This window comes from Streptomyces antibioticus (assembly GCF_002019855.1).
Lineage (GTDB): Bacteria > Actinomycetota > Actinomycetes > Streptomycetales > Streptomycetaceae > Streptomyces > Streptomyces antibioticus_B.
In genome coordinates, this window is the sequence record NZ_CM007717.1 from 7,093,590 (window position 1) to 7,117,036 (window position 23,447).

The 23,447-nt window shown below is 68.1% G+C and carries 30 protein-coding genes; 12 read left to right on the forward strand and 18 right to left on the reverse strand.

What is annotated here, in order from left to right; translation table 11 throughout:
* The first annotated feature begins 43 nt into the window (after positions 1 to 43).
* The 5 genes from AFM16_RS32195 to AFM16_RS32215 are packed head-to-tail and all read left to right on the forward strand — an operon-like array spanning position 44 to position 10,491.
* Positions 44 to 4,861 (forward strand): hypothetical protein, encoded by a 4,818-nt coding sequence (locus tag AFM16_RS32195; protein WP_107419195.1) that lies wholly within the window; start codon positions 44 to 46, stop codon positions 4,859 to 4,861.
* Between the two features lie 2 nt (positions 4,862 to 4,863).
* On the forward strand, positions 4,864 to 6,081 hold the full coding sequence (locus tag AFM16_RS32200; protein ID WP_078635998.1) for a hypothetical protein: 1,218 nt from the start codon (positions 4,864 to 4,866) through the stop codon (positions 6,079 to 6,081).
* Positions 6,082 to 6,085: 4 nt separating this feature from the next.
* The gene (locus AFM16_RS32205) at positions 6,086 to 8,944 is read left to right on the forward strand and encodes a fibronectin type III domain-containing protein (protein ID WP_078635999.1); all 2,859 of its coding nucleotides are present in this window, start codon (positions 6,086 to 6,088) and stop codon (positions 8,942 to 8,944) included.
* A 10-nt stretch (positions 8,945 to 8,954) separates the two neighbouring features.
* The gene (locus AFM16_RS32210) at positions 8,955 to 9,458 is read left to right on the forward strand and encodes a hypothetical protein (RefSeq protein ID WP_143648493.1); all 504 of its coding nucleotides are present in this window, start codon (positions 8,955 to 8,957) and stop codon (positions 9,456 to 9,458) included.
* Positions 9,451 to 10,491: a hypothetical protein gene (locus tag AFM16_RS32215; RefSeq protein WP_078636001.1), complete on the forward strand. Its 1,041-nt coding sequence runs from the start codon at positions 9,451 to 9,453 to the stop codon at positions 10,489 to 10,491. Before AFM16_RS32210 ends, AFM16_RS32215 begins: the two co-directional genes overlap by 8 nt.
* 18 nt (positions 10,492 to 10,509) lie before the next feature.
* Here AFM16_RS32215 and AFM16_RS32220 read toward each other — a convergent pair whose 3' ends face one another.
* The 17 genes from AFM16_RS32220 to AFM16_RS32285 form a co-directional block, all read right to left on the reverse strand.
* Positions 10,510 to 10,740 (reverse strand): hypothetical protein, encoded by a 231-nt coding sequence (locus tag AFM16_RS32220; RefSeq protein WP_078636002.1) that lies wholly within the window; start codon positions 10,738 to 10,740, stop codon positions 10,510 to 10,512.
* Entirely contained in the window at positions 10,737 to 11,318 is a 582-nt protein-coding gene (locus AFM16_RS32225; protein ID WP_078636003.1) for a hypothetical protein, read from the reverse strand. Before AFM16_RS32225 ends, AFM16_RS32220 begins: the two co-directional genes overlap by 4 nt.
* A gap of 11 nt (positions 11,319 to 11,329) precedes the next feature.
* Complete coding sequence (locus AFM16_RS32230) at positions 11,330 to 12,208, reverse strand: hypothetical protein (RefSeq protein ID WP_078636004.1); 879 nt, start codon at positions 12,206 to 12,208, stop codon at positions 11,330 to 11,332.
* Positions 12,205 to 12,432: a hypothetical protein gene (locus tag AFM16_RS32235; RefSeq protein ID WP_078636005.1), complete on the reverse strand. Its 228-nt coding sequence runs from the start codon at positions 12,430 to 12,432 to the stop codon at positions 12,205 to 12,207. Before AFM16_RS32235 ends, AFM16_RS32230 begins: the two co-directional genes overlap by 4 nt.
* Entirely contained in the window at positions 12,429 to 13,187 is a 759-nt protein-coding gene (locus tag AFM16_RS32240; protein ID WP_143648495.1) for a glycosyltransferase family A protein, read from the reverse strand. The genes AFM16_RS32235 and AFM16_RS32240 overlap by 4 nt, the downstream gene beginning before the upstream one ends.
* Positions 13,184 to 14,050, reverse strand: a complete 867-nt coding sequence (locus AFM16_RS32245; RefSeq protein WP_167797289.1) for an NAD-dependent epimerase/dehydratase family protein — start codon at positions 14,048 to 14,050, stop codon at positions 13,184 to 13,186. The genes AFM16_RS32240 and AFM16_RS32245 overlap by 4 nt, the downstream gene beginning before the upstream one ends.
* Positions 14,047 to 14,265 (reverse strand): hypothetical protein, encoded by a 219-nt coding sequence (locus tag AFM16_RS39570; protein ID WP_167797290.1) that lies wholly within the window; start codon positions 14,263 to 14,265, stop codon positions 14,047 to 14,049. Before AFM16_RS39570 ends, AFM16_RS32245 begins: the two co-directional genes overlap by 4 nt.
* Positions 14,262 to 14,657 (reverse strand): hypothetical protein, encoded by a 396-nt coding sequence (locus AFM16_RS32250; RefSeq protein ID WP_078636008.1) that lies wholly within the window; start codon positions 14,655 to 14,657, stop codon positions 14,262 to 14,264. The genes AFM16_RS39570 and AFM16_RS32250 overlap by 4 nt, the downstream gene beginning before the upstream one ends.
* Positions 14,654 to 15,670, reverse strand: coding sequence for a glycosyltransferase (locus AFM16_RS32255; RefSeq protein WP_078636009.1), 1,017 nt, complete (start codon positions 15,668 to 15,670; stop codon positions 14,654 to 14,656). Before AFM16_RS32255 ends, AFM16_RS32250 begins: the two co-directional genes overlap by 4 nt.
* A gap of 1 nt (position 15,671) precedes the next feature.
* Complete coding sequence (locus tag AFM16_RS32260) at positions 15,672 to 16,241, reverse strand: hypothetical protein (RefSeq protein ID WP_078636010.1); 570 nt, start codon at positions 16,239 to 16,241, stop codon at positions 15,672 to 15,674.
* Positions 16,242 to 16,251: 10 nt separating this feature from the next.
* The gene (locus AFM16_RS32265) at positions 16,252 to 16,461 is read right to left on the reverse strand and encodes a hypothetical protein (RefSeq protein WP_078636011.1); all 210 of its coding nucleotides are present in this window, start codon (positions 16,459 to 16,461) and stop codon (positions 16,252 to 16,254) included.
* 1 nt (position 16,462) lies between these two features.
* On the reverse strand, positions 16,463 to 16,693 hold the full coding sequence (locus AFM16_RS32270; RefSeq protein WP_078636012.1) for a hypothetical protein: 231 nt from the start codon (positions 16,691 to 16,693) through the stop codon (positions 16,463 to 16,465).
* Positions 16,686 to 17,654 carry an NAD-dependent epimerase/dehydratase family protein gene (locus AFM16_RS32275; protein ID WP_078636013.1) on the reverse strand — a complete coding sequence of 323 codons (969 nt, stop codon included), beginning with the start codon at positions 17,652 to 17,654 and terminating at the stop codon, positions 16,686 to 16,688. The genes AFM16_RS32270 and AFM16_RS32275 overlap by 8 nt, the downstream gene beginning before the upstream one ends.
* Positions 17,651 to 17,806 carry a hypothetical protein gene (locus AFM16_RS39575; RefSeq protein WP_167797291.1) on the reverse strand — a complete coding sequence of 52 codons (156 nt, stop codon included), beginning with the start codon at positions 17,804 to 17,806 and terminating at the stop codon, positions 17,651 to 17,653. Before AFM16_RS39575 ends, AFM16_RS32275 begins: the two co-directional genes overlap by 4 nt.
* A complete protein-coding gene (locus AFM16_RS40265; RefSeq protein WP_256861375.1) occupies positions 17,803 to 17,925 on the reverse strand; it encodes a hypothetical protein in 123 nt (40 codons plus the stop codon). Before AFM16_RS40265 ends, AFM16_RS39575 begins: the two co-directional genes overlap by 4 nt.
* Complete coding sequence (locus AFM16_RS32280; RefSeq protein ID WP_078636014.1) at positions 17,922 to 18,326, reverse strand: hypothetical protein; 405 nt, start codon at positions 18,324 to 18,326, stop codon at positions 17,922 to 17,924. The genes AFM16_RS40265 and AFM16_RS32280 overlap by 4 nt, the downstream gene beginning before the upstream one ends.
* 103 nt (positions 18,327 to 18,429) lie before the next feature.
* The gene (locus AFM16_RS32285) at positions 18,430 to 18,627 is read right to left on the reverse strand and encodes a hypothetical protein (RefSeq protein ID WP_078636015.1); all 198 of its coding nucleotides are present in this window, start codon (positions 18,625 to 18,627) and stop codon (positions 18,430 to 18,432) included.
* Positions 18,628 to 18,817: 190 nt separating this feature from the next.
* On the opposite strand from AFM16_RS32285, the gene AFM16_RS32290 reads away from it, so the two are divergent.
* From AFM16_RS32290 to AFM16_RS32310, 5 genes are all read left to right on the forward strand, one after another.
* Positions 18,818 to 19,678 (forward strand): peptidoglycan-binding protein, encoded by an 861-nt coding sequence (locus AFM16_RS32290; protein WP_078636016.1) that lies wholly within the window; start codon positions 18,818 to 18,820, stop codon positions 19,676 to 19,678.
* Between the two features lie 26 nt (positions 19,679 to 19,704).
* A complete protein-coding gene (locus AFM16_RS32295) occupies positions 19,705 to 20,022 on the forward strand; it encodes a hypothetical protein (protein WP_078636017.1) in 318 nt (105 codons plus the stop codon).
* Positions 20,019 to 20,339 carry a hypothetical protein gene (locus AFM16_RS32300; RefSeq protein WP_078636018.1) on the forward strand — a complete coding sequence of 107 codons (321 nt, stop codon included), beginning with the start codon at positions 20,019 to 20,021 and terminating at the stop codon, positions 20,337 to 20,339. Before AFM16_RS32295 ends, AFM16_RS32300 begins: the two co-directional genes overlap by 4 nt.
* A 13-nt stretch (positions 20,340 to 20,352) precedes the next feature.
* Positions 20,353 to 21,594, forward strand: coding sequence for a hypothetical protein (locus AFM16_RS32305; protein ID WP_078636019.1), 1,242 nt, complete (start codon positions 20,353 to 20,355; stop codon positions 21,592 to 21,594).
* Between the two features lie 77 nt (positions 21,595 to 21,671).
* Complete coding sequence (locus AFM16_RS32310) at positions 21,672 to 22,025, forward strand: hypothetical protein (RefSeq protein ID WP_078636020.1); 354 nt, start codon at positions 21,672 to 21,674, stop codon at positions 22,023 to 22,025.
* A gap of 31 nt (positions 22,026 to 22,056) precedes the next feature.
* On the opposite strand, the gene AFM16_RS32315 is transcribed toward AFM16_RS32310, so the two are convergent.
* Positions 22,057 to 22,260 carry a hypothetical protein gene (locus tag AFM16_RS32315; RefSeq protein WP_078636021.1) on the reverse strand — a complete coding sequence of 68 codons (204 nt, stop codon included), beginning with the start codon at positions 22,258 to 22,260 and terminating at the stop codon, positions 22,057 to 22,059.
* A gap of 79 nt (positions 22,261 to 22,339) precedes the next feature.
* Here AFM16_RS32315 and AFM16_RS39580 point away from each other — a divergent pair, with 79 nt between their 5' ends.
* Together AFM16_RS39580 and AFM16_RS32320 are read left to right on the forward strand one after the other, a co-directional pair.
* Positions 22,340 to 22,483: a hypothetical protein gene (locus AFM16_RS39580; RefSeq protein ID WP_167797292.1), complete on the forward strand. Its 144-nt coding sequence runs from the start codon at positions 22,340 to 22,342 to the stop codon at positions 22,481 to 22,483.
* Entirely contained in the window at positions 22,480 to 22,782 is a 303-nt protein-coding gene (locus AFM16_RS32320; RefSeq protein ID WP_245177852.1) for a hypothetical protein, read from the forward strand. The genes AFM16_RS39580 and AFM16_RS32320 overlap by 4 nt, the downstream gene beginning before the upstream one ends.
* The last annotated feature ends 665 nt before the right edge of the window (positions 22,783 to 23,447 follow it).

Genomic DNA, 23,447 nt, shown 5'->3' on the forward strand with positions numbered 1-23,447 from the left:
GGCCAAATTCCCCGGCCTGGTCAGCGTGGGACAGGGAGGGTAGATGGCCGGGGCGTTTCGCATCGCCGAGGGGTTCGTCGAGGTCACAGCCGACGAGTCGGGCTACGACCGTGCGATGGCCCGGCTGAAGTCGAAGAAGAACACCGTCAAGCTTGGCGTGGACCTCGACGACAAGGCGGCCCGAACCAAGCTGGCCGCCCTGGTCAAGCCGCTCACTGTGAAGCTCACGGCCGACCTCGACGACAAAGCCGTCTCGACTTCGCTGCGCAACCTGGCCAAGGCCCGCCACGTCAAGCTCACCGCCCAACTGGACGACAAGGCCGCCGCCAGCGGACTGGCCAAGCTGACCCGCGACCGCACGGTCAAGCTCACCGCCCAGTTCGACGACACCACAGCCAAGACCAAACTCGCCCGCCTCTCCGGCACCCAGACCGTCTCCGTCGCACCCGAAATCCAGCAGGCCGCCTACAACCGCGCAAAGAAGCTCCTCGACCGTCTCACCGCCGACCGTGTCGTCAACATTCGCGCCACCGCCGACACCCGCGTCGCAGCCGACGAGATCCGCAATCTCACACAGCGCCGCCGCGTCCGCATCGGTGTCGACGTCGACACCCGCGTTGCAGCCGACGACATCGCCAACCTGACCCGGCGCCGGCAGATGACCGTGCAAGCCCGCGCCGACACCACAGCCGCCACCAACTCGCTGCGGTTCCTCACCCGCGACCGCACCGTCACCGTCCGCGCCCGCATGCTCGGCAGCCTCGCCGGACTTGCCGGGCTCGGCACCAACGCCAGCAACGCGGCCGGTGGTGTCGGCATGCTCGGTGGGCGGTTCGCGCAGCTCGCGGCGGCCGCTCTGCTGGCGTTGCCCTCGGTGGCGTCGCTGGGGTCGGCGATCGTGCAGATGGGGCCTGCCGTGGCGGTGGCGGTGCCCGCGCTGGGCTCCCTGCTCACCATGGGCGCTGCCCTCGCTGTTGGGTTGCGGGGGGTTGGCGGGGCGTTCAAGGCGGCGTCGCAGGCCAGTGCGCAGGGGTCTGCTGGGGCGTCGTCCGCGGCGAACGCTTTGGCGTCCGCGCATCTGGCTGTGGCCCGGTCCGCTCGGGCGTTGCGGGAGGCGCAGCAGGACGCGGCGCGGCAGATCAGCGACGCGCAGCGCAGGGTGAAGGACGCCGCCGAGGATGTGCGGGATGCCGAGGTGCGGGCCGCCGCTGACCGACAGGCCGCACTCCGCCGGGTCGCGGACGCCGAACGTGATCTGACCGATGCGGTCAAGGACGCCAAGCGGGCGCAGGAGGATCTCACCGACGCCCGTAAGGAAGCCGCCGACCAGCTCGAAGACTTGGACTCGCGGCTCGCGAACGCGGAGCTGGACCAGAAACAGAACGTGTTCGATCTCCAGGATGCGGAGAAGGAACTCGCTGCGGTCAAGGCGAAGGGCGCGGCAGCGTCGGCGGACGATGTCGCCCGCGCGCAGCTCGCCTACGACAAGGCCGTCCAGCGGCTGAAGGACCAGCAGACCGAAACCCAGCGGCTCCGCGAAGAGGCCGCGGCCGCCAACGCGGCAGGGGTGGAGGGCTCGGAGACCGTCGTCGCCGCGCAGGAGAGGGTTGCGGGCGCTCAGCGCAAGGTCGCGGATCAGGCCAGGGATGTGGCGGACGCGCAGGCTGCTGCGGCGCAGACGGCGAAGGAGGGCGCCGACTCGGTCCGTGACGCGCAGGACCGCCTCGCCCAGGCGCAGCAGGGTGTGGCCGACGCGCAGGTCGCGGCATCCAGGCAGGTGCGTTCGGCTCAGGAGTCCCTCGCCGACGCCCAGCGGGCGGTCACCGCAGCCCAGGAACGGGGCGCGTCCGCCACCAACACCTACGCCGACGCGATGGCCCGCCTCTCCCCGAACGCGCGCGCCTTCGTCACCGCCGTGCGCGACATGGGGCCCGCGTTCTCCGCCCTGCGCATGGACGTCCAGGACCGCCTCTTCCGGGGCTTGGGCGATTCGTTCACCCGCATGGCCACCGCGTCGCTGCCCGCGCTGCGGTCGGGGCTGGTCGGCATGGCCGGGGTGCTGAACAACATGGGCCGCGGCCTCATGGACACGTTCACACGGCTCGCCGACGAGGGCCTGCTGAAGCGGATGTTCGACGGCTTCACGAAGAGCATGAAGCCCCTGGAGAAGGTGCCGGGCCAGTTCGGCGAGATGTTCGTGAAGCTGGGTATCGCGGCGCAGCCGGCGTTGACGCGGATCACGACGGCGATGGGGTCGGGGGTTTCCCGGTTCACGGAGCAGCTCGGCCAGGCGTTCGAGTCGGGCGCGCTGGAAGAGAAAATCAACGGCGCGGTGGAGATCGCGAAGCAGTTCGGGAAGCTGCTCGGCGATGTTTTCGGCACCCTCAGCAACATCATGAAGGCCGCGTCGGCCGGCGGCGGGGACGCGCTGGGCGCGCTCGGAGCCGTGTTCGCTGAGCTGCGGCGGGTCACGGCGATGCCTGAGGTGCAGAAGGCGCTGACGAGCATCTTCCAGGCTGTCAACGCGATCGCCAAGCTGCTGGCCGGCACTCTGGGGGCGGTGATCGAGGCGGCGTTGCCGCTGCTGGCCGCTCTCGCCCCGGTGGTGACCGAGCTTGCGACGAAGTTCGGGCCTGTCCTGGCTGATCTGGCGGCCGAGTTGGGCAAGGCTCTGATGCCGATCATCGTTGCGCTGCTGCCCGTGGTTCAGGAGCTGGGCGGGATCCTGGTTGATCTGGTCGGTGCGGTGGTGCCGCTGTTGCAGCCGATCGGGGATCTCCTTGCTGTCGTGATCAAGGCGTTGGCGCCGGTGCTGCCGGTGATCGGCGATGTGCTGATCATGCTGGTAGGGGCGCTGGTGACGGGGTTGAAGCCGGTGATCACGGCGTTGATTCCTGCGGTTGGCGTGTTTGGTGAGCTGATCGGGCAGTTGGCGCCGATGCTGCTGCCGCTGTATGAGGCGGTGATGCCGCTGATTCCGGTGCTGGGTGAGATGGCGGCGACGTTGATCACGCTGGCTTTGCGGGTGATCGCTCCGTTGCTGCCGTTGATTGTCGGGCTGGCGGGGCTCATGTCCGGGCTGCTGGCGGGTGCGATCGGCGCGATCGTCCCGAAGATCATCACAGTGGTGGGCTGGTTCCAGAAGTTCGCCGACAAGGCCACCGAGGTTGTCGGGTGGATCGTGGAGAAGTTCCAGTGGCTGTACGACGTCCTCGTCGGTCATTCGATCGTCCCCGACCTGGTCAACGGGATCCTCGGCTGGTTCGGCACGCTGTGGACGAAGACGAAGGAGCTGTTCACCAGCCTGAAGAACTGGCTGATCACCACCTGGAACGGCATCTGGACCGGCGCGCGCACGAAGTGGGACAGCTTCTGGACGGGCCTGCGGACGGCGATCACCAACGCGTGGACGAGCGTCAAGACCAAGTTCGGTGAGCTGAAGACCAGCCTGACCAACACGTGGAACGGACTGTGGAACGGCATCAGCACAAAGATCAGCTCGATCTTCACCACCATCAACACCAAGATCGCAAACTTCAAGACCGGCATGAAGACCGCCTTCTCCAACCTCAAGACCGAACTCGGCACCATCTGGGACGGCGTCAAGTCGAAGATCTCCAGCCCCGTCAAATGGGTCATCGACAAGGTCTACATGCAAGGCATCCGCAAAATGTGGAACGCCGTCGCAGGCAGCGTCTCCTCCAAACTCACCCTCCCCGCCATCAGCCTCGGCTTCAACAAGGGCGGCGTCGTCCCCGGCACCGGCAACCGCGACACCGTCCCCGCCATGCTCACCCCCGGCGAACGCATCCTCTCCACCCAGCAGGTCGCCCAACTCGGCGGCCACCGGAGCATTGACGCCATGCTCGGCCGCGACCGCCCCACGAAGACAGGCGGCAACCCCTCCCGGCAGGAAGAGCGGCAGCGCTACCAGGGGCCGGTGCAGCACTTCGACAAGGGCGGCATCGTCGGCTCCGTCACCTCGGCGATCGGCGGCGCCATCTCCTCCGCCACCTCCTGGGCCAAGGACCTGGTCGTCGGCGGCCTCAAAGCCGCAGCGCAGAAGGCGATCGCCTCCCTGGTCAAGCCGCTCATCGGCTCGATTCCCGCAGGGGGGATGGGGTCGCTGATGAAGGGCATGTCCAACAAGGCCCTCGATTCCATGCTGTCCTTCCTCGGTAACGAGGACAAGAAGGCCGTCGGCGGGCCCGCCGTGCAGAAGGCCCTGTCGTGGGCGCGGACCCAGAACGGGCTGCCCTACCAGTGGGGCGGCAACGGGAACCCCTCCTGGGACTGTAGTGGTCTGACCTCCGCGGTCGAGTCCGTGATCCGCGGCGAGCGCCCACACCGCCGGTGGGCAACCGGCTCGTTCGTCGGGAGCAGCGGCCCGTCCGGCTGGGTGCGGAACCTCAAGAGCCCGTACATGATCGGCATCACCAACGCCGGCGTCGGCCACACGGCGGGCACCATCGGCGGCGTCAACATCGAGTCCCGCGGCGGGGACGGCGTGGTCATCGGCTCCCGCGCCCGCGGCTACAACGACCGCCTGTTCACCTCCCAGTGGGGCTTCGCGCCAGTCGCGAAGTACGACTCGGGCGGCCTGCTTGCTGATGGGGCGACGATGGTCGTCAAGCAGACTCGGAAGCCGGAACGAGTCCTCGACCCGCGGCAGACCGAGCTGTTCGAGCAGCTCGTCACCGGTGGCGGGACGGCCGGCAGCGTGACGGTTGAGCGCCTCGAAGTGTGCGTGAACGGGACGTTCGACTTCTCCAGCCCGGCCGAACGCAAGCGGGTCGCGGTCGCCCTCGCAGACGACGTGAAGGAAGCCCTCCGCAAGCTTGAGAACTCCAGGAAGCGGTGACCATGGCCTACGACTGGGGCAGTATCCAGCTCTCCCGCACCCTGCTGCGAGAGGTCTTCACCGCGGCAGAGAAAGGCGCAGGCAGCCGCGGCCTGGACCTGTCCGGGCAGGAGTCCATGCCACCCCTCACCCGGCTCCAACTGGTCGGCGCCCACGACAACATCAACGCCCTCGAAACACAGTCCCCGATCCCGGTCACCTTCACCGACAAGCCCGAGCGGAACGGCTACTACCAGGTGACGTCCTGCCAGTCCACGATCACCGAGTATCGCGGCGAGGTGCTGACCGCGGACTGGCAGATCGGCCTCGACCGCCTCGGCACCGCGGGCGAAGTCGACCTCCAGTCGAGACTGACCGGCGTGGTGCGTCTCAACGACTTCGGGCTGTCCGGGGAACGCTGGCATGCCCCACCCATCGGCCACTACGGCTACTACACCGGCAACTCCAACCCCACCACGATGACCCGCACCACCGCGGAAGGGGTCATGACCGTCTACCGCAGCGTGCCCGCCGCCGCAGTACCGCGCTGGGGATGCGCACCCACCGACTACCTCAAGGGCCGCGCCCGAATCACCGACACCACCACCCCCGCCGCGCCCATCGAACTGGAAGGCATCGAGCGCGCGGTCCCCGCCAGCGCGTGGGCGCTGTCGAACGGGCTGGTGAACGTGACACCGGGCGCGTCCGGCACGCTCGATGTGCAGGCGTACACCGGTGGGGCCTGGCACTCCAAGGAGTGGAATGTCTCCGTGGCGGGCTCCGGGGCGTCAATCACCTCGTGGGACTCGGCATCCCTGCTCCGCAACGACCCCGAGCAGGTGATCGTCCGGCTGACGAAGAGCCAGTCCCCGGGCCGCGCCACGCTGGATCTGTCGCTGCGCCGCGGATCCCGGTTCGTGGAGGGCTATCTCCAGACCGGCACCAGCGCCACCCTCGCCGCCTACCGCTCCACGCTGGAGACCAACACGTCGTTCGCAGCGTCCGGGTACGTGACCGCCACAGGCAACGACGGCGACGGCAACCGCTTCGCCTGCGGCTCCGCCCGCACCTTCACCGCCCACGCCAACGGAGGCGTCATCAAATCCAGCACGACGGCCCTCGACTTCTGGATCGGTGTGGCGGCCGGCGGCGGCTCTGCAGTCTCAGGAGACGCGGCAACAGACCTACGGAACATGTACGTCGCCTGTCTGCCAGAGGCGACGTATGCGGTGAGGCGGTGATCCGGTGACGGTCCAGGAGTCCCTCAACGCGCTCGGCCAGTGGGAGATCGACCTGCTGCCGACGATCCCCCGCGAAACCCTCGACGCCCTCGCCTACTTCGGACACATTGCGATCATCCGCGGCCGCGTCGACCCGGTCCAGGCGGGGGACAACCTGCTATCCGCGGCCCGATACGTCGGCGTGCTCCGCGGGAACTCGCTGGCGGACGACGCACGCACGAAGATCCCCAACGACAACGTCAAGATCAGCGGCGTCGGCATGGCGATGTGGCTCGGCGACGAGGACGGCAAGGGCTCCGTCTACGAGAACGCTGTGGTGGCCGCCTCCGCCACCTTCGCCGACACCATCCGCATGCTCCTCCCCGCATCCGGCGCCGTCACCGAAGGAACCCTCCACCCCGTCGCAGGCCAGTACACCGGTACCCACCAGTGGCAGTCACCACGGGACGCCATCCAGTACGTGTGCCAGACCATGTCCACCACCTCGGTCCCGGTGTCGTGGCGGGTCAACGGCGACGGCACCCTCGACGCCGGCCCCGAGGCAGATCTGTTCGTGACGACGCCCACGTGCACCGTCGTCGCCCGTGGTGCCGGCCACGACATGGCGATGCGCGGGGTTCCTGGCAGTCTGGATCTCACGGGGGATGTGGAGGACTACACCACCCGCGTGGTGCTGCTGGCCGAGGGCGAGGGCGCCAGCATCGCGACCGGGTCGGCGGACATTTCCCCGGCGACCTCGTACAAGGACATTCATGGCAATGCTGTGGAGCTGACGCGGCTTGTCAGTGAGTCGGACACGGTCACGGCGAACGCGTCGGTGCGGGCGCAGTTGGCGTTGTCGCAGTTCGTGGCGCCGAAGCAGGATCTGCGGCTGAACATTCAGGACTATGACGTCGAGGGGCATTTCGCGCTCGGCGACTACGTGTACGCCTACGACCCCGACAAGGGGCTCGTTGACACGAACGTGGAGATCACGTTCCGGGGGCAGCGTCTCAACCCGATCAAGCTACAGGTCACGGAGATCAGTTGGGGTGTGACCGACGAGTACACGGTCGCCTACCGGACCGCGGACGGCGTGTGGCTGGACCTGACGGACCATATCGAGACGTCGGATGCTGGCACGTATGTGACGGTCGGCGGGTTCGACCGGGCGCTGTCGTCCACGGGTGAGCCGGTGGGGTCCCGGCCGAATGCGGACACGAGCGTGCCGGGTGTGCCGACGCTGATCGAGCCGTTCACGGGGACCGCCTATCTCGACTCGCGGGGGTTCACGCGGGCGCGGGTGGTGGTGTCGTGGAACGCGCCGAACAACGTGGACGGCTCGACGGTGTTGGACGGGTCGCACTACGAGATCCGGTATGCGGTCGACGCAGACATGATCTATCCGGCGACGTGGTCGCAGGTGTCGCAGGTCCGCTGGTCGGACATGCAGATCTGGGCGCAGCCGTTCGCCGCTCCGGACGGCCAGTGGCAGTCGATGGTCGTCAACTGGGACACGAACGTTGCGCAGTTGCAGGATCTGTCGCCGGGGGTCGGGTACGACATTCAGATCCGGGCTGTCGACAAGACAGGCAATGTTGGATCGTGGTCGGGCACGACAACTTTTGTTGCGTCCGAGGACAATCTGCCGCCGTCGACACCGGCCGCTCCGTCGGTGGCGGGGTCGCGGATCGCAGTGCAGGTGACGCACGAGCTGGGCAAGTCGTCGGGCGGCACGTTCAACCTGGAATCCGACCTCGACCACCTCGAAGTCCATGTCTCCTACGAGCCGACGTTCACCCCGGACGCGACGACTCTGGTGGGGAAGACCGCGGCGAACGCGGGCATGATCCAGGCGCAGATCCCGGTCGTGTTCACCGCGCAGGTGGAGGAGACATCGGCCCGCTATGTGCGGGTCATCGCAGTCGACAAGACGGGCAACAAGTCAGGCCCGTCGGATGCCGCGTCGGCAACGGCGCTACTGATCGACGACGCGCACATCTCCGACCTCACCGTGTCCAAGGTGACGGCAGGAACGATCTCCGCGTCGTGGGTGATGGCAGGAGAGATCAAAACCGCAGACACGGGAGCGCGCGCCCGGATCTCCGGCAGCGGATACGAGCTGTACAACAGCGCCGGAACCCGAACCTTCTTCGCCGACGCGACCGATGGCAGCGTGAACATTGTCGGCCAGCTCGTGTCGGGAACAATCGGGAAACGAATTGAGATCAGTCCCACCGCAGCCTATCTACCCGAAATCCGGTTCTACGCGAACGACGGAACCGAGTACGCGGCAATGAATGCCTACGACGCGGGTGGCGAAATCGGCACTGGTGTTTTTAGCAGCACCTACTCCTACTCCGGAACCGACGTCCACTCACGCATCCTGATCACAGACCGCGGGGCGATCATCCATGTCGTCCGCAGCAGCGACCAGCAGACCCGCGGCGGGTACGCGTGGGCCGCACCGGAGGCCCTTTACGGTGGTTACAGCAAGGACGCCACCGGAGGTGGCTACCTTTATGCAGACGCCACGAACGGTAGATTCGGATGGAACCCCAGCGATTCCACTAACGGAAACTTCCTAAATTTTTCGTCCGGCAAGACATATCACATCGGCCGCTGGGAAAACTTCTCCGTTCCTGCATCCAACCAGGGAATCTGGACGGGGTCGGTCACTTTCACCAGCGTCGCTTCTGCATCTTTCACCTATGGGCCGACGATGGACACCTCCATGGTCCCCATCGTCACCCTACGCGCCTCCAACTTCGGCACCGCCACCCCAACTGTATGGGGTGTGCAATCCATCTCCACCACCGGATTCACAGTCGCCTGGAACAACACGCAAAGCATGAACGTCAACTTCTGGATCTACCGAGTATAGGAGACACGCCATGGCCGAAAAATGGACCGTGCAAAACACACGGCAAAGGCAGATCTCCGGAACACCCGCATGGGAAATCACCCTGACGCGCGGCGACGGCAAGCCACACGTCCACACAATGCCCACCACCGCCCTCGAATGGCGTGCAGCCGAATACGGCATCGACCCCACCGACACCGACGCCCTCATCGAAATCCTCCTCCACGAACCCTTCATGGAACTCGCCGAGGACGAGGACGGACAGCAGCCAAAGTGGGCAGACGGCAGCATCGACCTCCTCACCGCCGAAAACACGACCATCGCCCGCGAGGCACACCTCGACCGCGTCAAGAACAGCCGCGTCCGCATCGACGTCCGAGACGCCGCCGGACTCGCCCCCATCCGCGCCACACACCAACCCGACCCCGACCGCATCCGCGCCATGCGCGAAGCCGTCGACACCACCCGCTGGCTGACCAAATACGGGGACCTCCCCGCCCGACCGCTCGACCCCCTGGAGGCCCGCCGTGCCTGACACCCCCACCACCCGCCTCAGCCTGTACAAGAGCGCCTCCGACGGCTCCGAGAACGTCGACTACAGCCAGGACATCGGCCAGAACCTCGACAAGCTCGACGCCGCCGTCGGCTTCCAAGCCTGCACCTCGTCCACCCGGCCGTCCTCGCCCTACAGCGGCAAACCGATCATGGAGACGGACACCTCCTACCGGACGTACTTCTCCAACGGCAGCTTGCCCGCCAGCGCGTCCTGGGTGCAGATCCCCAACAGCGGCTCAACGTTCAACGCCGACCTCGACCTCACCACCGGCAAACAACTCAACATCGGCAACAGCAGCAGCAACGCCAGCCTCGCCGTCCTCGCCACCGCCACCACCGACGACGTCATCTCCACCCGCATCACCGGCGACACCCAATCCCGCTACCTCGTCGAAGCCGACGGCGCCACCTACTGGGGCACCGGAACCACAGCAGCCGACACCACCCTCACCCGAACAGGCGTCGGCCGCCTCGCCCTCACCGGAACCAACGCCGCCCTCACCATCGGATCCGCCACCCTCCGCCCCACCCTCTCCACCGCCACCACACTCGCCAACTCCACCACCCAAACCGCCATCGCCACCTACACCATCCCCGCCGGCGACGCCGTGGCCGGCGCCGTCTACCGCATCCGAGCATGGGGAACCCTAGGTGTGACGGGTACGCCGACGATGACGTTCGTATGTAAGCTCGGCGGCGCCGCCGGAACCACCATGGTCACCTTTCCCGCGGTGACCGTCCGCTCGGGCGCAACCGACGGCTACTGGGACCTCGACTTCTACCTCGCCTGCGCCACCACAGGCGGATCCGGCACATGGGCCCCGATGGCGAAGTACACCCACAACTTCCTCACCAACGCGACCACCTACACGGCGATCGGACCGATCACGGCAGCGCCCGTCACTCGCGACACCACCACCGCCAACGACATGGTCCTCTGCGCCACATGGTCCGCCGCCTCGGCATCCAACACCATCACCTGCCGCGGTGTGGCCGGGCAGCGCATCGCCTGAACCGTGCGACGGGCCTTGCTAGCCGCGCTCCTCGTCCGGGTATGGCGGCACCGCTGCCAGGTCCGGGCCGCCAGACACGGGCTCGCTGGCGGCCTGCTGGAGGCGGGCGTTCTCCTCCTGCGCCGCAGCGAGCTGCCGTTCGAGGATGTCGACCTGCGCGCGCAGGACGAGGTTCCTCTCGAACAGTTCGCGGCACTCCTTCTGGAACGTCGGGAACGCGTCCTCGACACTGATCTGCTGGCCCATCACGCGACCTTCCTTACAGGACCGACGTGCTTCCACACGCGGCAGTTGACGATGTTGCGGAGGTGACCCTCACTGATGCCGTACTCGGCGGCGAGCGCGCGCTGTGAGATCTGACCAGTGGCGTAGCGGAGCCGCGCTTCAACGACTCGTTCGGCCGTCATCTTGCCCGGCCCGAGATGGATACCGGCCGCCACCGAATCACGCGCGTTATCCAGGGGCGTGCCCTTCGCCCAGTGGCGCTCGTTCTGGCACCGCTTGTTGTGGCACAGGTGCCGCACCACTTCACCGTCCGCCAGTGAGCCGACCCGGTTGCGGTAACCCCAGACGTGCGCCTTCATGTTGTGGCAGTGCCCGCGCTTAGTGAAGGTGCCGTCCCAGAAGATGCCGTATTCGTTGCCCTCGGCGCCTATCCAGGGGTGGCAGGCGTCCGGGCCTCCGCTCCGGTCCACGAGGCCCGCGTAGCGCTCCATCGCGGTCTTCTGCGGACGGTCCTCCGCGGTCCCGTCCTTCCGGGACCAGGCCCGAAGATAGTGCTTCGAGCACATCCCCTTGGCGTAGTGCTTCCGGGCGCAGTCGCCCACCTGGCAAGTCCTCACAGCTTCTCCGCCACCTCTCGGTAGCGGTCCAGGATTCCGGCCGCGTTTAGGAACGGCCCCTGCGTGAAGAAGCTGTAGTGGCTGACGATCGCGTCGCCGCGGAGGATGTTGGGGACGCCGATGGCGAGCGGCCGGTGCACGGTGGTCCAAGATTCCTCCTCATCCGGAACGAGGACCCCGGGACCGTCGGGGAGGTCGGCGTACATGCTGCCGAGGGACGCGAAGCAGGACACGGAGAACTGCATGCCGTTGCTGCCGTCGTTGGGATTCTGGACGGGGAAGTCCTGGTAGAGGTACAGCTCCTCGACGGTTCCAGTCTCGATGTGGCCGAGGAGGAGTTCGTGGAGCTTCACCGCGAACGGGCCGGACGCCCAGCCGATCGGGTCCATGCAGTACGGCTTAACCTCGCCCCACTCCAGGGGAACCTTGCGGCAGACCTGGAGGAAGTATGAGCACAGGGCGTTGTTGAAGATCACCGGGAACACCGCGGTCGGGGCGGGCATCTGAAGCCGGGCCCGCACGAGGTTCTCCACGGCCGATTCGTGCAGGTAGACCACATCATCGTCGAGTCTCAAGTAGACCGCGTTCGGGTCGGTCATCTCCCGGTACGCCAGGCCCGTATACCGCTGCTTGGGCAGGTTGCCGAGGTCGATCCCCTCGGGCCGGTGCTTGAGGTGGAACCAGGGGTACTGCTCGTTGAGCTGGTGGGCGTAGGCGATGTCGGCTTCCTGACCGATGGGGTCGGTGTTCATGTACGCCCACGCCTCGTCGATGAGGCCGCGGCGGACGTCGCGCTCCAGGTACTTGATCAGGATGCTGTAGGTCCGGACCCGTCCGTAGGGTGTCCAGGCCACGACCTTCTTGCCGTCGATCACGGGTTGTCTCCTTCGGTGCTGGCGCGCTGCGCCTTCGGGTCGATGGCGTCGGCACAGGGGCAGTAGCACCTGCCCAGGCCGCCGCACTCACATAGCTGGCGCAGCTGCTCAGCCAGTTCGTGGGCGTGCTGATCCAGAACTTCTTGCGCGGCGTGTTCTGCCTGTTCGGGGGTGTGGCTGACGGACAGGAGCCCGACGAGGATGGCGTGCATGTTGACGCTCACGGCGCCCTCCTCGTAGTGCGGTGCTGTGGCGGCCACCGTCGGGACTCCGCCGACCACGGCAGGTCCGGATGGAGCTTGGCGAGGAGGTCGACGGTCGCCGCGTGATGCTGCCCGCGCGTGTCGGAGAGCTGGCCGGGGTGGACGCGCACGAAGTAAAGCGGCTCCTCCACCACCGCGTACCTTGTGAACCCGGCCTTCCAGACGCGGATCCACCAGTCCCAGTCCTCCGCCGTCCCGTAGGTCCCGGGCGGGGTGGCCTTCAGGCTGTAGCCGCCGAGGTTCTCCCACACCTCGCGCCGGATGAGTGCCTTGTCGATCAGCGGCGGCCAGCGCACGAAGTCGTCCAGGCCCGCGTCCGGGAGCGACGCCTGCACGTGGTCGGCCTCCCCGAACTGCCGGGCATACGGGACGACGAAGTCCCTGCCGCCATCCCCGTCAAGGAGCGCGGCGCAGCGGGCGATGCACTCCGGATGCAGCCGGTCATCCGCCGACGCAGTGAACACCGCATCGCAGCCGTCGGCCAGCGCCAGTGCCGCGGCGGCGTTGAGACTGCCAGCCCAGCCCAGCCGGCGCCGGTTGCGCTTCAGGCCGGCGTACAGGTGGGGGTTCTCGCGGAGTCGCTCGTAGGTGCCGTCGTCGGACCGGTCCTCGGCGATATACGCCTGCGCCGGATGGGTCTGGGCCTGGACGGAGTCGAGCATCTCCCAGATCCAGGGGAGGGCGTTGCGGGCGGGGATGATGACGCCGATCTTCACCACTGCTCTCCGATCCAAGCGAGGGTGGAACGAAGGCCGTCGAGCGCGCTCGTGGTGGGTGCCCAGCCGCGCACGTTGTTGATCGCCGTGTTGTCGGTGACCACACGCTGAAGGTCACCGGGGAGGCGTTCGTCGTGGACGATGTCCGGGCGTGCTCCGGTGTCGGTCTCCCAGGTGTGGAGGAGGTCGAGGAGGCTGAGTTCGTTGTCGGGTCCGCCGCCGACGTCGTAGGGCTCGGCACGCTGGTAGTCGGTGTGGTTTTCGCAGATGTCGATGAGCAGGCGGGTGAAGTCGTCGATGTAGAGGATGTCCCGGGATTGGGTGCCGTCGCCGTGGATGGTGATCTGGCGTCGGTTGAAGAGGGCGCGGAGGAACCAGGTCACCCAGCCGCTTTCGCTGGTGCCGTCTTGTCCGGGGCCGTACACGGTGGAGGGGCGGAGGATGACGTGCGGCAGGCCGTAGAGGTCGGCGTACAGGTTCAGGTAGTCCTCGCCGACGCGCTTGGACAGGCCGAGGGGTGCGATGCGGCCGTCGGCGCCGGGGTTGACCTTGACGGTGCTGGTGTAGATGACGGGGATGCCGCCCGCCTGCCGGGCCGCTTCGGCAACGTTGAAGGTGCCGACGGCGTTGTGGAGGAAGTCGTGGGCGGGGTCGGTGAGGCTGCGGCTGGTGGAGCAGTTCGCGCCGAGGTGGACGATGACGTCGGGCTCGGCAGCGTCCACGGTCTTCTGGAACGCGGGCAGGTCGGTGGTGGGGCGTCCGTGGCGCTTGTCCACGCCGGTGACCCGGTGCCCGCGGCGGCCGAGTTGTTGGACGAGGTGGGTGCCGATGAATCCGGCGGACCCGGTGACGAGGATGTTCACGGTCCGAGTACCTCGTTCCAGGTGACGCTGTCGGGGAACCGGTCGGCGGCGAGGACCGCGACGAGGGCGGCGAGGAAGTGGTTTTGTGCCGTGAGGAGTTCCATCTGGGTGGGCGGCCACGTGCCGGGCTCGACTCCGCGTGCGAGGTCGTCGGCGTGGATGGGCTGGCCTGCGAGGAGACGCTCGCCCTCCCGGTAGTGATCGGGGCCGTTCACGGCGTGCCTCCGTTGATCGCGCGGGCGATGGCGAGCGCCATGGGGAAGTTCTCGCAGTTGACGCCAGCACCGTCGCCCTCCACCGCCGCCACATCGTCGGCGTGCAGCTCCGCCTCCGTGCTCAGCCACTTGGCGAGCAAGGCGCCCACCCCGGGGTGCATGGTGGCGATCCAGTCGGCGTTGGCGGTGTCACACTCCGCGCGATGGGCGCTGGCCTCGGGCTCCCAAGTGGCGATGCCGTAGGTCCACTCGGCGATCGGGTCGAGGTCGGAGGGGCTTTTCACCTCATACTGCTGCGCGTTCCACGTGGTGCTCCATGGGGCCTCGCTCGTGCGCTCCACGAGGCTGAGCAGCTTCGCGGCGGCAGCACGAATCTCATCGACAGGGCTCATGCCGCCACCTCCGCGGGCGCAGTGAGGGCCGCCTGCCACTGCACATGCAACGCCTGCATGATCGAGGACGACGCCTCACCCCGCGCCGTCATCCCGACCCGCTGACGCAACTCCGGATCGTCCACGAGGCGTTTCAACAGGCGGCCCCACTCATGCTCGTACTTCACGAGGAAGCCGTTCTCCCCATGCCGGATCACCCGCCGGTACGGCTCGATGTCAGAGGCGATCAACGGGATACCCAGCACCGAGGATTCGAGCCACTTCGTCGGGAACTTCGCCCGGTTGAACGCCGTGTCCCGGTACGGCGCCACCCACACATCCCACTCCGCACACGCCTGCAAATAGTGATCCACATTCGACACCCAGCCCAACGCCCCCACCCTGCGCCCACTCAGGCCGAGCCCCATCGCCTGCCGCGCATCAATCCCCACAAGCCGCACCTGCACCCCACCCGGCCGCCCGTACTGCGCGATCCGGTTCAGGGCCCGTACCGCCTCCGGGAGTTCCGCCACGGTGGACGAAGTGCCAGTCCAGCCGACCGAGAGTGGCCGGCCCTCCGCGAGGTAGTCGCGCGGCCGGCCGAGGTACTGCGCCGGCAGCCCGTTCGGGATGACCCGGACGTCGGTCGCGTAGTCCCGCAGCACTGCGGCCAGCGGTTCGGAGCAGCAGGTGACGACGTCCGCCAACGCCATATTCGCGGCCAGCCTGCCGAGCATGCCCCTGTCCCAGACTTCGGCCGCGCGCTGGTTGCTGGGGTCGATGTGGAAGTAGTCGTCGTCCAGGTCGAGGACCAGGCGGGTGCTGGTCTCGTGCTTGAAGTACCGCCACATCTGGGTCGGGTCGGGCTTCGCGACGCGGCAGCCGACGAGGGTGTCCAGGTCCCGCCAGTCGTGCGGCAACCGCATGCCGCCGCTGACGTTGTGGCCGAGCCACTGGAGACTGATCCCAGGCAGGGTCGACCGGTAGTACGACGAGCCTGCGGTGTCGGCGGCCCAGAAGTGGAAGCGCCCCATCTCAGCCTCCGTGCTCGGCGGTCTGCGAGCGCTCGTCCTCGATGGCGCGCTTGGCGGCGCGGATGCCCTGCGCGTACCCGTCCTGGGTGGCGTAAGGCGACTCGGGGTTCACGTTCATGACCTCAGGCTGCTCCGTCAGGTCGCGGACGCGGGTGAGGGCCTCGTTCGCCCGGTCCCGCTCGGTGCGAAGGCGGGTGCGCGCGGCCTCGGACTTCTCCAGCTCGCGGCAGGCGGCGAGCAGCCAGCCCGCGATGTCCGGCATGCCTTCGGTGATGTCGATGCCGAGGGCTTGATGCACAGCGGTGGCCATCGTGGTGAAGTCGGCCTCGCTCACCTCGTCGACCTCGGGCAGGGGCAGCGGCCCGTTGGCGGGGATCTCGACTGTGTCCGGGAGCACGATCGCGCCGCGCGCACCGATGCGCTTGGCGACCACGTCCCAGTGATCGGGCTGCCCTTCCATCCCCTCGCCCACGACGTAGCGCTGCGGCTCCATCTGGTCGACGACGAGGACGAACGGCGGCCGGTCGTCGCCCGTGCCTTCGGGCAGGGGCAGGATCTGCAAGCGGGCCACGGCGCCCTCCTCAGGTCTCGACGGTGAGGGCGTTGCCGTCCCACCGCAGGGTGTTGCCGACCGCCGCCATGACCGGGTGCTCGCCGGGCTTGCCGATCAGCAGGACCGGGAGGGCGCTCGTGTCTCGGTTGCTGATGACGGCGCCAAGGAAGCCGCGCGCGGCGAGCCACGCCAGCGTGTCCTCGGTCTGCCCGGCCATCGAGATGTAGTGCTCGTCCACGTCAGCGCTCCGGTCCGTCTGCGGGCGTGCACCGCAATGCGTCGGCGACGGCCAGCAGGGCAGAGGCGATCGCGAGGTTGGAACGCACCATCAGCACACCGATCGCTGTCGGCCCGTCGAGATCGCGGGGGCGGCCACTGGGCAGCGCCTCGATGCCGCCGAGACCCGACGACGTGGTGTTGATCTCGGCGAGCGTGTGCTCGTAAGGCAGGCGGGCAACCGGCTCAGACACTGACCTCAGCCCCCTCCAGCCACCCCGGCAGCCAGGACTGCGCGTAGTAGTCGACGGTGCGCCGGATGCCGTCCTCCAGCGGGACGAAGTCGGCGGCCGTCATCCCGATCTGCGCCAACGTCGACGTGTCGGAGGAGACGACCGCGTTCGGGACCTCGCCCGGCCGCATCGGCAGGTGCTTGATCCCCACCGGCTCCCGGCCCGTCACCTTGGCGGCGTACTCGGCGACCAGGCGAGCAATGTCGTTCACCGTCCGGGACTCCAGCGGACCGACCTCCACCGGCTTCTCCGTCGGCCCGTTCACGGCCGTGTGCTCCAGCGCCGTCACGAACGCCCGCGCAACGTCCTCGACGTACACGCAGTCGGAGACCTGGGTACCGTCCCCGTACACCTCGATGTCCGCCCCGGTGAGCGCACGGCAGGTCAGGGCGGGGAGGATCTTGCGGACCTTGCTCGTGCCGTAGGGCTGCGCGATGGACTGCCCCGGACCGTAGGCGTTGACCGGGCGGACGGTCGTGATCCGGCCCCCGTCCCGGTAGAGGTTGTACATGCGGGTGAGGTCCTCGGCTGCCGACTTGGTGATCGTGTAGCAGCCCGTGCCGATGGTCCGGAAGGCGTGGTTGCCGACGCCGGCGTAGACGCAGCTGAGGTTGTACTGGGCGGCGGCCTCGAAGACGTTCAGTGAGCCGAGGATGTTCGTCTCGGCGCTCGGCTTCGGGTTGTTGATGGTCTCCTGGGTGCCGAGGACGGCGGCGAGGTGGATGATGCCGTCGACGTGCGCGGCGGCCTCGGTCACCGCGGTGGCGTCGCGGACGTCGCCGAGGAAGAACTCCTCACCGTCGGCGAGCTGCTGGCGGCGGTCTTGGTGGTCCATGACGAGGACCTGGTGGCCGCGTGCGATGAGTTCGCGTCGGCACCATGAGGCGATGAATCCGGCGCCACCCGTGACGAGGACCTTCATGCGCTCTTCTCCTTGCTGTTGTCGCACGTGCAGCCGTTGCAGTGCTGGGTGTTGGCCTTGTGTTTGGCGAGGGCGACTTCGCGGGCGGCGTTGATGATGGACATCGAGACGAGCGCGACGACGATGCCCAGGGTGATGAAGACGGCGGTCACTTCTTCTCCTTGCCGACGGGCCGCGCGTGGGGGCAGATCTTGCAGTGGTCGCATTGCGGGAGGCGGTCGGCGCAGTCGCAGCGTGGGCAGCGGAGGCCGGTGTCCTGCTCGTTGCTCATTGGCTGCTCCAGTCCGGCCCGCGCAGCGCGGCGGGGACGCGGCGGGTGTCCGGGAGCGGGCCGCGCGGCTTCGGCTCCTGGCGGACGGTCAGCGGCTGGTCGAGTCCGGCGAGGATCTCTTCGGTGATGCCGTGTGCGTGGGCGAGGTCCAGCAGCTCGGGGCAGTCGTTGAGGTTGTCGGTGTTGGGAGTGTCGTCGTAGCCACTGGTTCCGCAGCCGTGGCAGGGCGCGTTGTGCTCCCAGGTCCATTCGGTGGCGAGTCGGTGCCGGTTGAGGATGCGGCGGTCGGCTTCGCAGCGGAGTCGGACGCCCTTGCTCTGGCTGGGCGGCCACTCGTTCTCGCCGATCAACTGCTCGACGCAATCGACTTGCTGGGTGATCCAGCCGTGGAGGTCGTTCATCGGCTGCTCCAGCACGCGGTGGCTGGTGCGGTGAGGGTGACGTCGAGGGTGGGCGCGATGACGAGGATCGCGAACCACAACGCCAGCCCGGCGCAGACGGCTCTCACGGGTGGCTCCTGTTGGCGCGGTCGAGTTCGGCAAGCGCATGGAGGAGGAGGGCGCGGCAGAGTGCGCGTTCGCGAGGGTCGTCAGGCGGCTGCCGGTCGATGCGGGTGACGGTCGTGGTGCCGTCTGGCTGCTCGCTGGAGACGTAGTACAGGCCGGGCCCCTGCTGCGCGGGGAGGGTGATGTCACTGGCCACGGAAGCTCCTGTGCGGGTTGTGCGGGTGGGGTGCGGGTGTTGGTGCGGCAGGGCTGCGACCCGCACGGACACGGCCCTGCCGCCGGTCCCTCTGAGAGGACTACGAAGACTCTACCTTCGAATCGTTGGCAAATAGCAAGTCCAGGCTACGATCTAAAGGAGAACCCATACGGCAGATGGAGGACCCGCGATGCCCGACCTCTGGATGCCGGGCGCCACCCGGCTCGACATAGGCGACCACCAGCCGACCGACGGCGGCCCCGCCAAGGCGCTGGCTCACATCACCTGGGACCGCAACGCCACCGCTGCCAAGCCGCTGGACCTCGTCCCCTACGAAACCCTCGTCGCCTACTTCGGCAAGAACCCCACCGGCCGCGCCGTCGCCCCCCACCTGCTCTGGGACCCGTTCACAGGCCGCGTCACACAGTTCGTGCCCGCGAACTCCCGCAGCAAGTCCCTGGCAGACGCCCCAGGCGGCACGCGCACCAACCGGGCCGGGTCCGTCGTCATCCAGATCGAAGCCCTGTTCTTCCCCCACTGCCGCGTCGGCACCGCCGTCTACCCGCGCCTCGTGGACACGCCCTGCAAGGGCTGGCCCGAGCTGCACGCCTGGGTGAAGTCGTGGGGCGTCCCGGACGCCTGGCCCAACGGCCGCCCAGAGAACTGCACCCGCAACACCACCCACTGGGCCACCAAGCCCGGCTGGTACCCCCACGCCGCGGTCCCCGAGAACAACCACAACGACCCGCTGTCCTGGCCCGCATTCCCCACCGAGCCCGTCGTCGAGGCGCCGAAGCCGAAGTACGAGCCGTTCCCCGGCGCAGGCTTCTTCCGGGCCGGACGCCGCTCGCCGATCATCGCGGCCATGCACAAGCGGCTCATCGCCGTCGGCTGCAACAAGTACAAGTCCCAGGCCAACGCCGACACGTGGGGCTCCGGTGACGTCGCCTCCTACGCAGCCTGGCAACGCAAGCTCCGCTACACCGGCACGGCCGCCGACGGCATCCCCGGCCCCACCTCATGGGCCGCCCTCAAAGTCCCGAACGTCTAACCCGCCCTCCCCCCCTGGAGAACCCCGTGACCGTCACCCTCGACAACGCCTACTGGCTCGGCCTCCTCGTGAGCGTCGTCCTCCCCGTCCTCGTCGGCCTCGTCACCACCCGCGTCACCCACGCCGGCGTGAAGGCCGTCCTCCTCCTCGCCCTGTCCACGGTGAACGGCTTCCTGGTCGAGTACGCGGGCCCGCACGGCGACGACTACAGCGTGCAGACCGCCGCCATCCTCGCCCTCGTCTCCTTCGCCGTCAGCGTCCTCACCCACTTCGGACTCCTCAAGCCCACCGGCATCAGCGGAAAGGCACAGGACACACTCGTCACGGCCGGCCGTCACTCGTGACGCCCCCGGAAGCATCCGCTCTCGCGGCCGAACTGGCGAATCTCCGCGGAGACTTCGCGAACTTCGGCCGCGACATCGGCGACATCAAAACCTCGTGCGCCGTCCTGGTAGAACGCTCCAACCGTACCGAGCAGGACGTGCGTGATCTCCGCAAGGACATGGAGGACGAAGTCCGCAAGGTCCGCGAGGATGAGGTGAAGCCGTTGCAGGCGAAGGTGGACGCACTCTCGTCGCGGCAGTGGCCGTTGCAGTCAGTGGCCGCGCTGGCGTCAGCGACGGCTATCGGCGTCACGGTATGGCAGGCGGTCGGCCGGTGAACTGGAGTGTGGGATGAGCTTCCCCGAGGGTGTGGAGACGGTCGAGGTCTCTGCTGGCGCGGCCGGGTACCGCGGTCTGGACGGCACTGTGTATGCGGGCCGGCTCCGTTTCACGCCGTCGGTGCCGCGGGTGGTGTCTGCGGAGTATGGGGTGATCGCGCTCGGTCCGGTCAATGTGGTGTTGGGCGCGTCGGGCGAGTTCACGCAGGAGCTGCTGGCGACGGATGCGGCTGGTTTCGAGCCGTCGGGGTGGACGTACCGGGTTGATGAGGAGTTCTCGAACGCTCCGGGCCGCGCCTACAGCGTGCTCTTGCCGGCAGCGGTGCCGGAGGTGACGCTGGCGGAGTTGGTGGAGGTGGAGGCGTCTGAGGGGACCGTGTCGTGGCAGCCGGGTGGTGGGGCCGCCTTGCCGTCGGACACGGTGACCGCGGCCACCGCCTTCGGGCTGTCGGCTTCGGCGGGTGCGGCTGCGGTGTACTCCCGTGGGGATCACACGCACGGCACGCCGGCGGCGCCGGTGGTGGGGTCGACTGCGGGCACGTATGCGGCTGGTGACGACCCGCGGCTTGTGGGTGCAGCGCAGAAGACCGCGAACCTGTCCGACCTCACCAGCGCCTCAACAGCCCGCTCCAACCTCGGGTTGGGCGGCGCGGCCGTCCTCGATGTGGGGACCGACGCTGGCACGGTGGCTGCTGGCGACGACTCCCGTCTGTCGGATGCGCGGACTCCGACTGCGCACGCGGCGTCGCATGCTGCGGCTGGCGGCGATCCGGTCACGGTCGAGGTGGGGCAGGTGTCGGGTCTGGGGGTGGCGCTGGATGGGAAGGCGGCGCTGTCGGGTGCGACGTTCACCGGTGGGGTGACGGTGGCTGGTGCTGATCTGGCTGTGTTGGGGACGGGGAAGGGGTATCGGTTCCGGCGGGGTGGCGGCGCCTTGGACCTGGAGGCGTCGGGCTCGGATCTGGTGATCTCGAACTGGTCGGGTGGCGCTTTCGACGGGACCCAGCGGTCGTATCTGCGGCTGTCTGCGGACGCCCAGAACTGCCAGGTGGCGGGCAAGGTCGAGTTCGTGGACGGCTTGTACGGGGCGACGCGTCATGTGCTGGACGGCGCGGCGAACACGGTGGGGTTTTTCGGGGCGGCGGCGGTGGGCAGGCCGGTGGTGTCGGGGTCGTGGGCGGATGGGTCGGCTGGGGAGTCGTTGGCGGCGGCGTTGGCGGTGTTGGGGTTGATCACGGACTCAACGACCGCGTAGGTGGGGGCGTTGTGTTGACGGGATGGCCTGCCGGGCTGTGATGCTCTGCCATCCTGGTGGCGAGCAGAGGAGATGCCATGGCCTACCGCCCGTACCCGAACGCCAACCGCGCCCTGAGCCAGGTGGCCCGCCATGACGACGAGTGGGCGCCAGGCGGCATGGCTCCCCCGCCGCTGCCGCTTCCTGCCGGATGGGGCGGGCCGGTCCTCCCTGAGACGAGGAAGCTGAGCCCGGAGACGGTCGCGTCCCTGGCGGCCATGCCAGACCGGCTGCAACAGGCTGCGGAGGTGTTCCGGCGCGGCGCGGTGGAAGCGTTCGGTGGGTTCAGCCGCGCTCTCTGCGCTATGCAGCCGACTGCCAGCCAGATCGGGTTCTCTGCCGACGTGTACCGGATGTCGACGCGTCCGCGTGTTGTGGGTGGTGGCGAGTAGCCTGACCCGCACGCACGCTGCGCCGCTCCCGCTAGCCCGCCGTTTCCGGGTGCCGGACGACCCGCTTGAGCCCCATCTCGACCTCGTACCGATCATGCCCGCCCTCCGCGGCGAACGCGGTAACGGCTTGCTGCACGGCCTGGGCGGTGGCGACGGTGAGTTGCCCGGCTTGGATCTCTGCCCAGGCGCGGGCTTCGAGGGCGAGCAGGGCGTCGGGGAAGTCGAAGGAGGCCACGCGCGGATCCTACGTCACCACCTGACGTATCTTTTCTAGTTCACCTTGAATGCCAACCTAGATTGAGTACCTTGGCGGCATGAAGAACTTCACCGTGACGATCCGCGTCGAGACGGACGAGGCAGACGACATCGTCGAGCAGGACATCCGCGACCTCTTCTACGAAGCGGGCGGCGACATGCCGTTCAGCTTCGACATCACCGAGATCAAGGAAGCCCAGTGAGCGACCGACTCATCCCGACCGGCTTCTGCTGGTGCGGCTGCGGCACCGAGACCGGCATCGGCAGCTTCTTCGCCAGAGGCCACGACAAGATCGCCGAAGCCGCGCTCGTCGCAGCCGAATACGGCGGCACCGTTCCCCGCCTCCTCGCCGCCCACGGCTACGGCCCCGACAAGTCCGTCACCGCCGCCGCGGTCACCGGCGGGGGCTGGGTCCGCTGCTCCGTGCCGGGCTGCACCTACACCGGAGCCGAAGCCAGCGTCCGCAACCACGAAGCCAAACCCCACAAGGAGACCGCATGATCAGCAAGACGGGCCGCTACTGGTCCACCGGCATCACCGTCACCTAGGCACCCCTCGCCGAACGCATCAACGACGAGCCCTACGGCGGCTGGCACGCCAAGCTCGACTACACCGACGACGGCTTCGCTGACAACGATCCCGACACCGCGCAGGTCTCGACCGAGGGGACGCTGTACACCCGCTACCCGGTCCGCAACGCCAAGATCCGCAGCGGGCTCTCCATCGCCCTCGACACCCTGATCGCCGACGCCGGACGGCTCGGCATCAAGTTCATCGCAGTCGACCCGGACTCGGAGCCCTGGCTGTTCTACCGAGGTGACGGCGAGGACGCCGAGCACCCGCCCCCGGACGGCTGGCGAGAGACGCTGGCCGCCGAAGCAGAACGGATCGGCTTCCGGTCCTACGCAACACCCTCGAAGTGAAGCAACGCCCCGGCCAGGATCAGTGGCCGGGGCGTCGCCGTGTCACCGTACCCTGACCGTAGGGGCGTCCCGTGCGTGGCTGGCCAGCGCGCGCCCCATGTAGCAGCACCCGACGTCAGCACAGAAGCGCTCTGGGGCCGACGCGAGGACCGCTGCGGCCGTCCGACGGCGCTACGCCGCCACGCCCATTTGCTCCGCCCGCACCGCGTCCGCCCACTCCTCCAACAGCAGCCCGTACAAGGC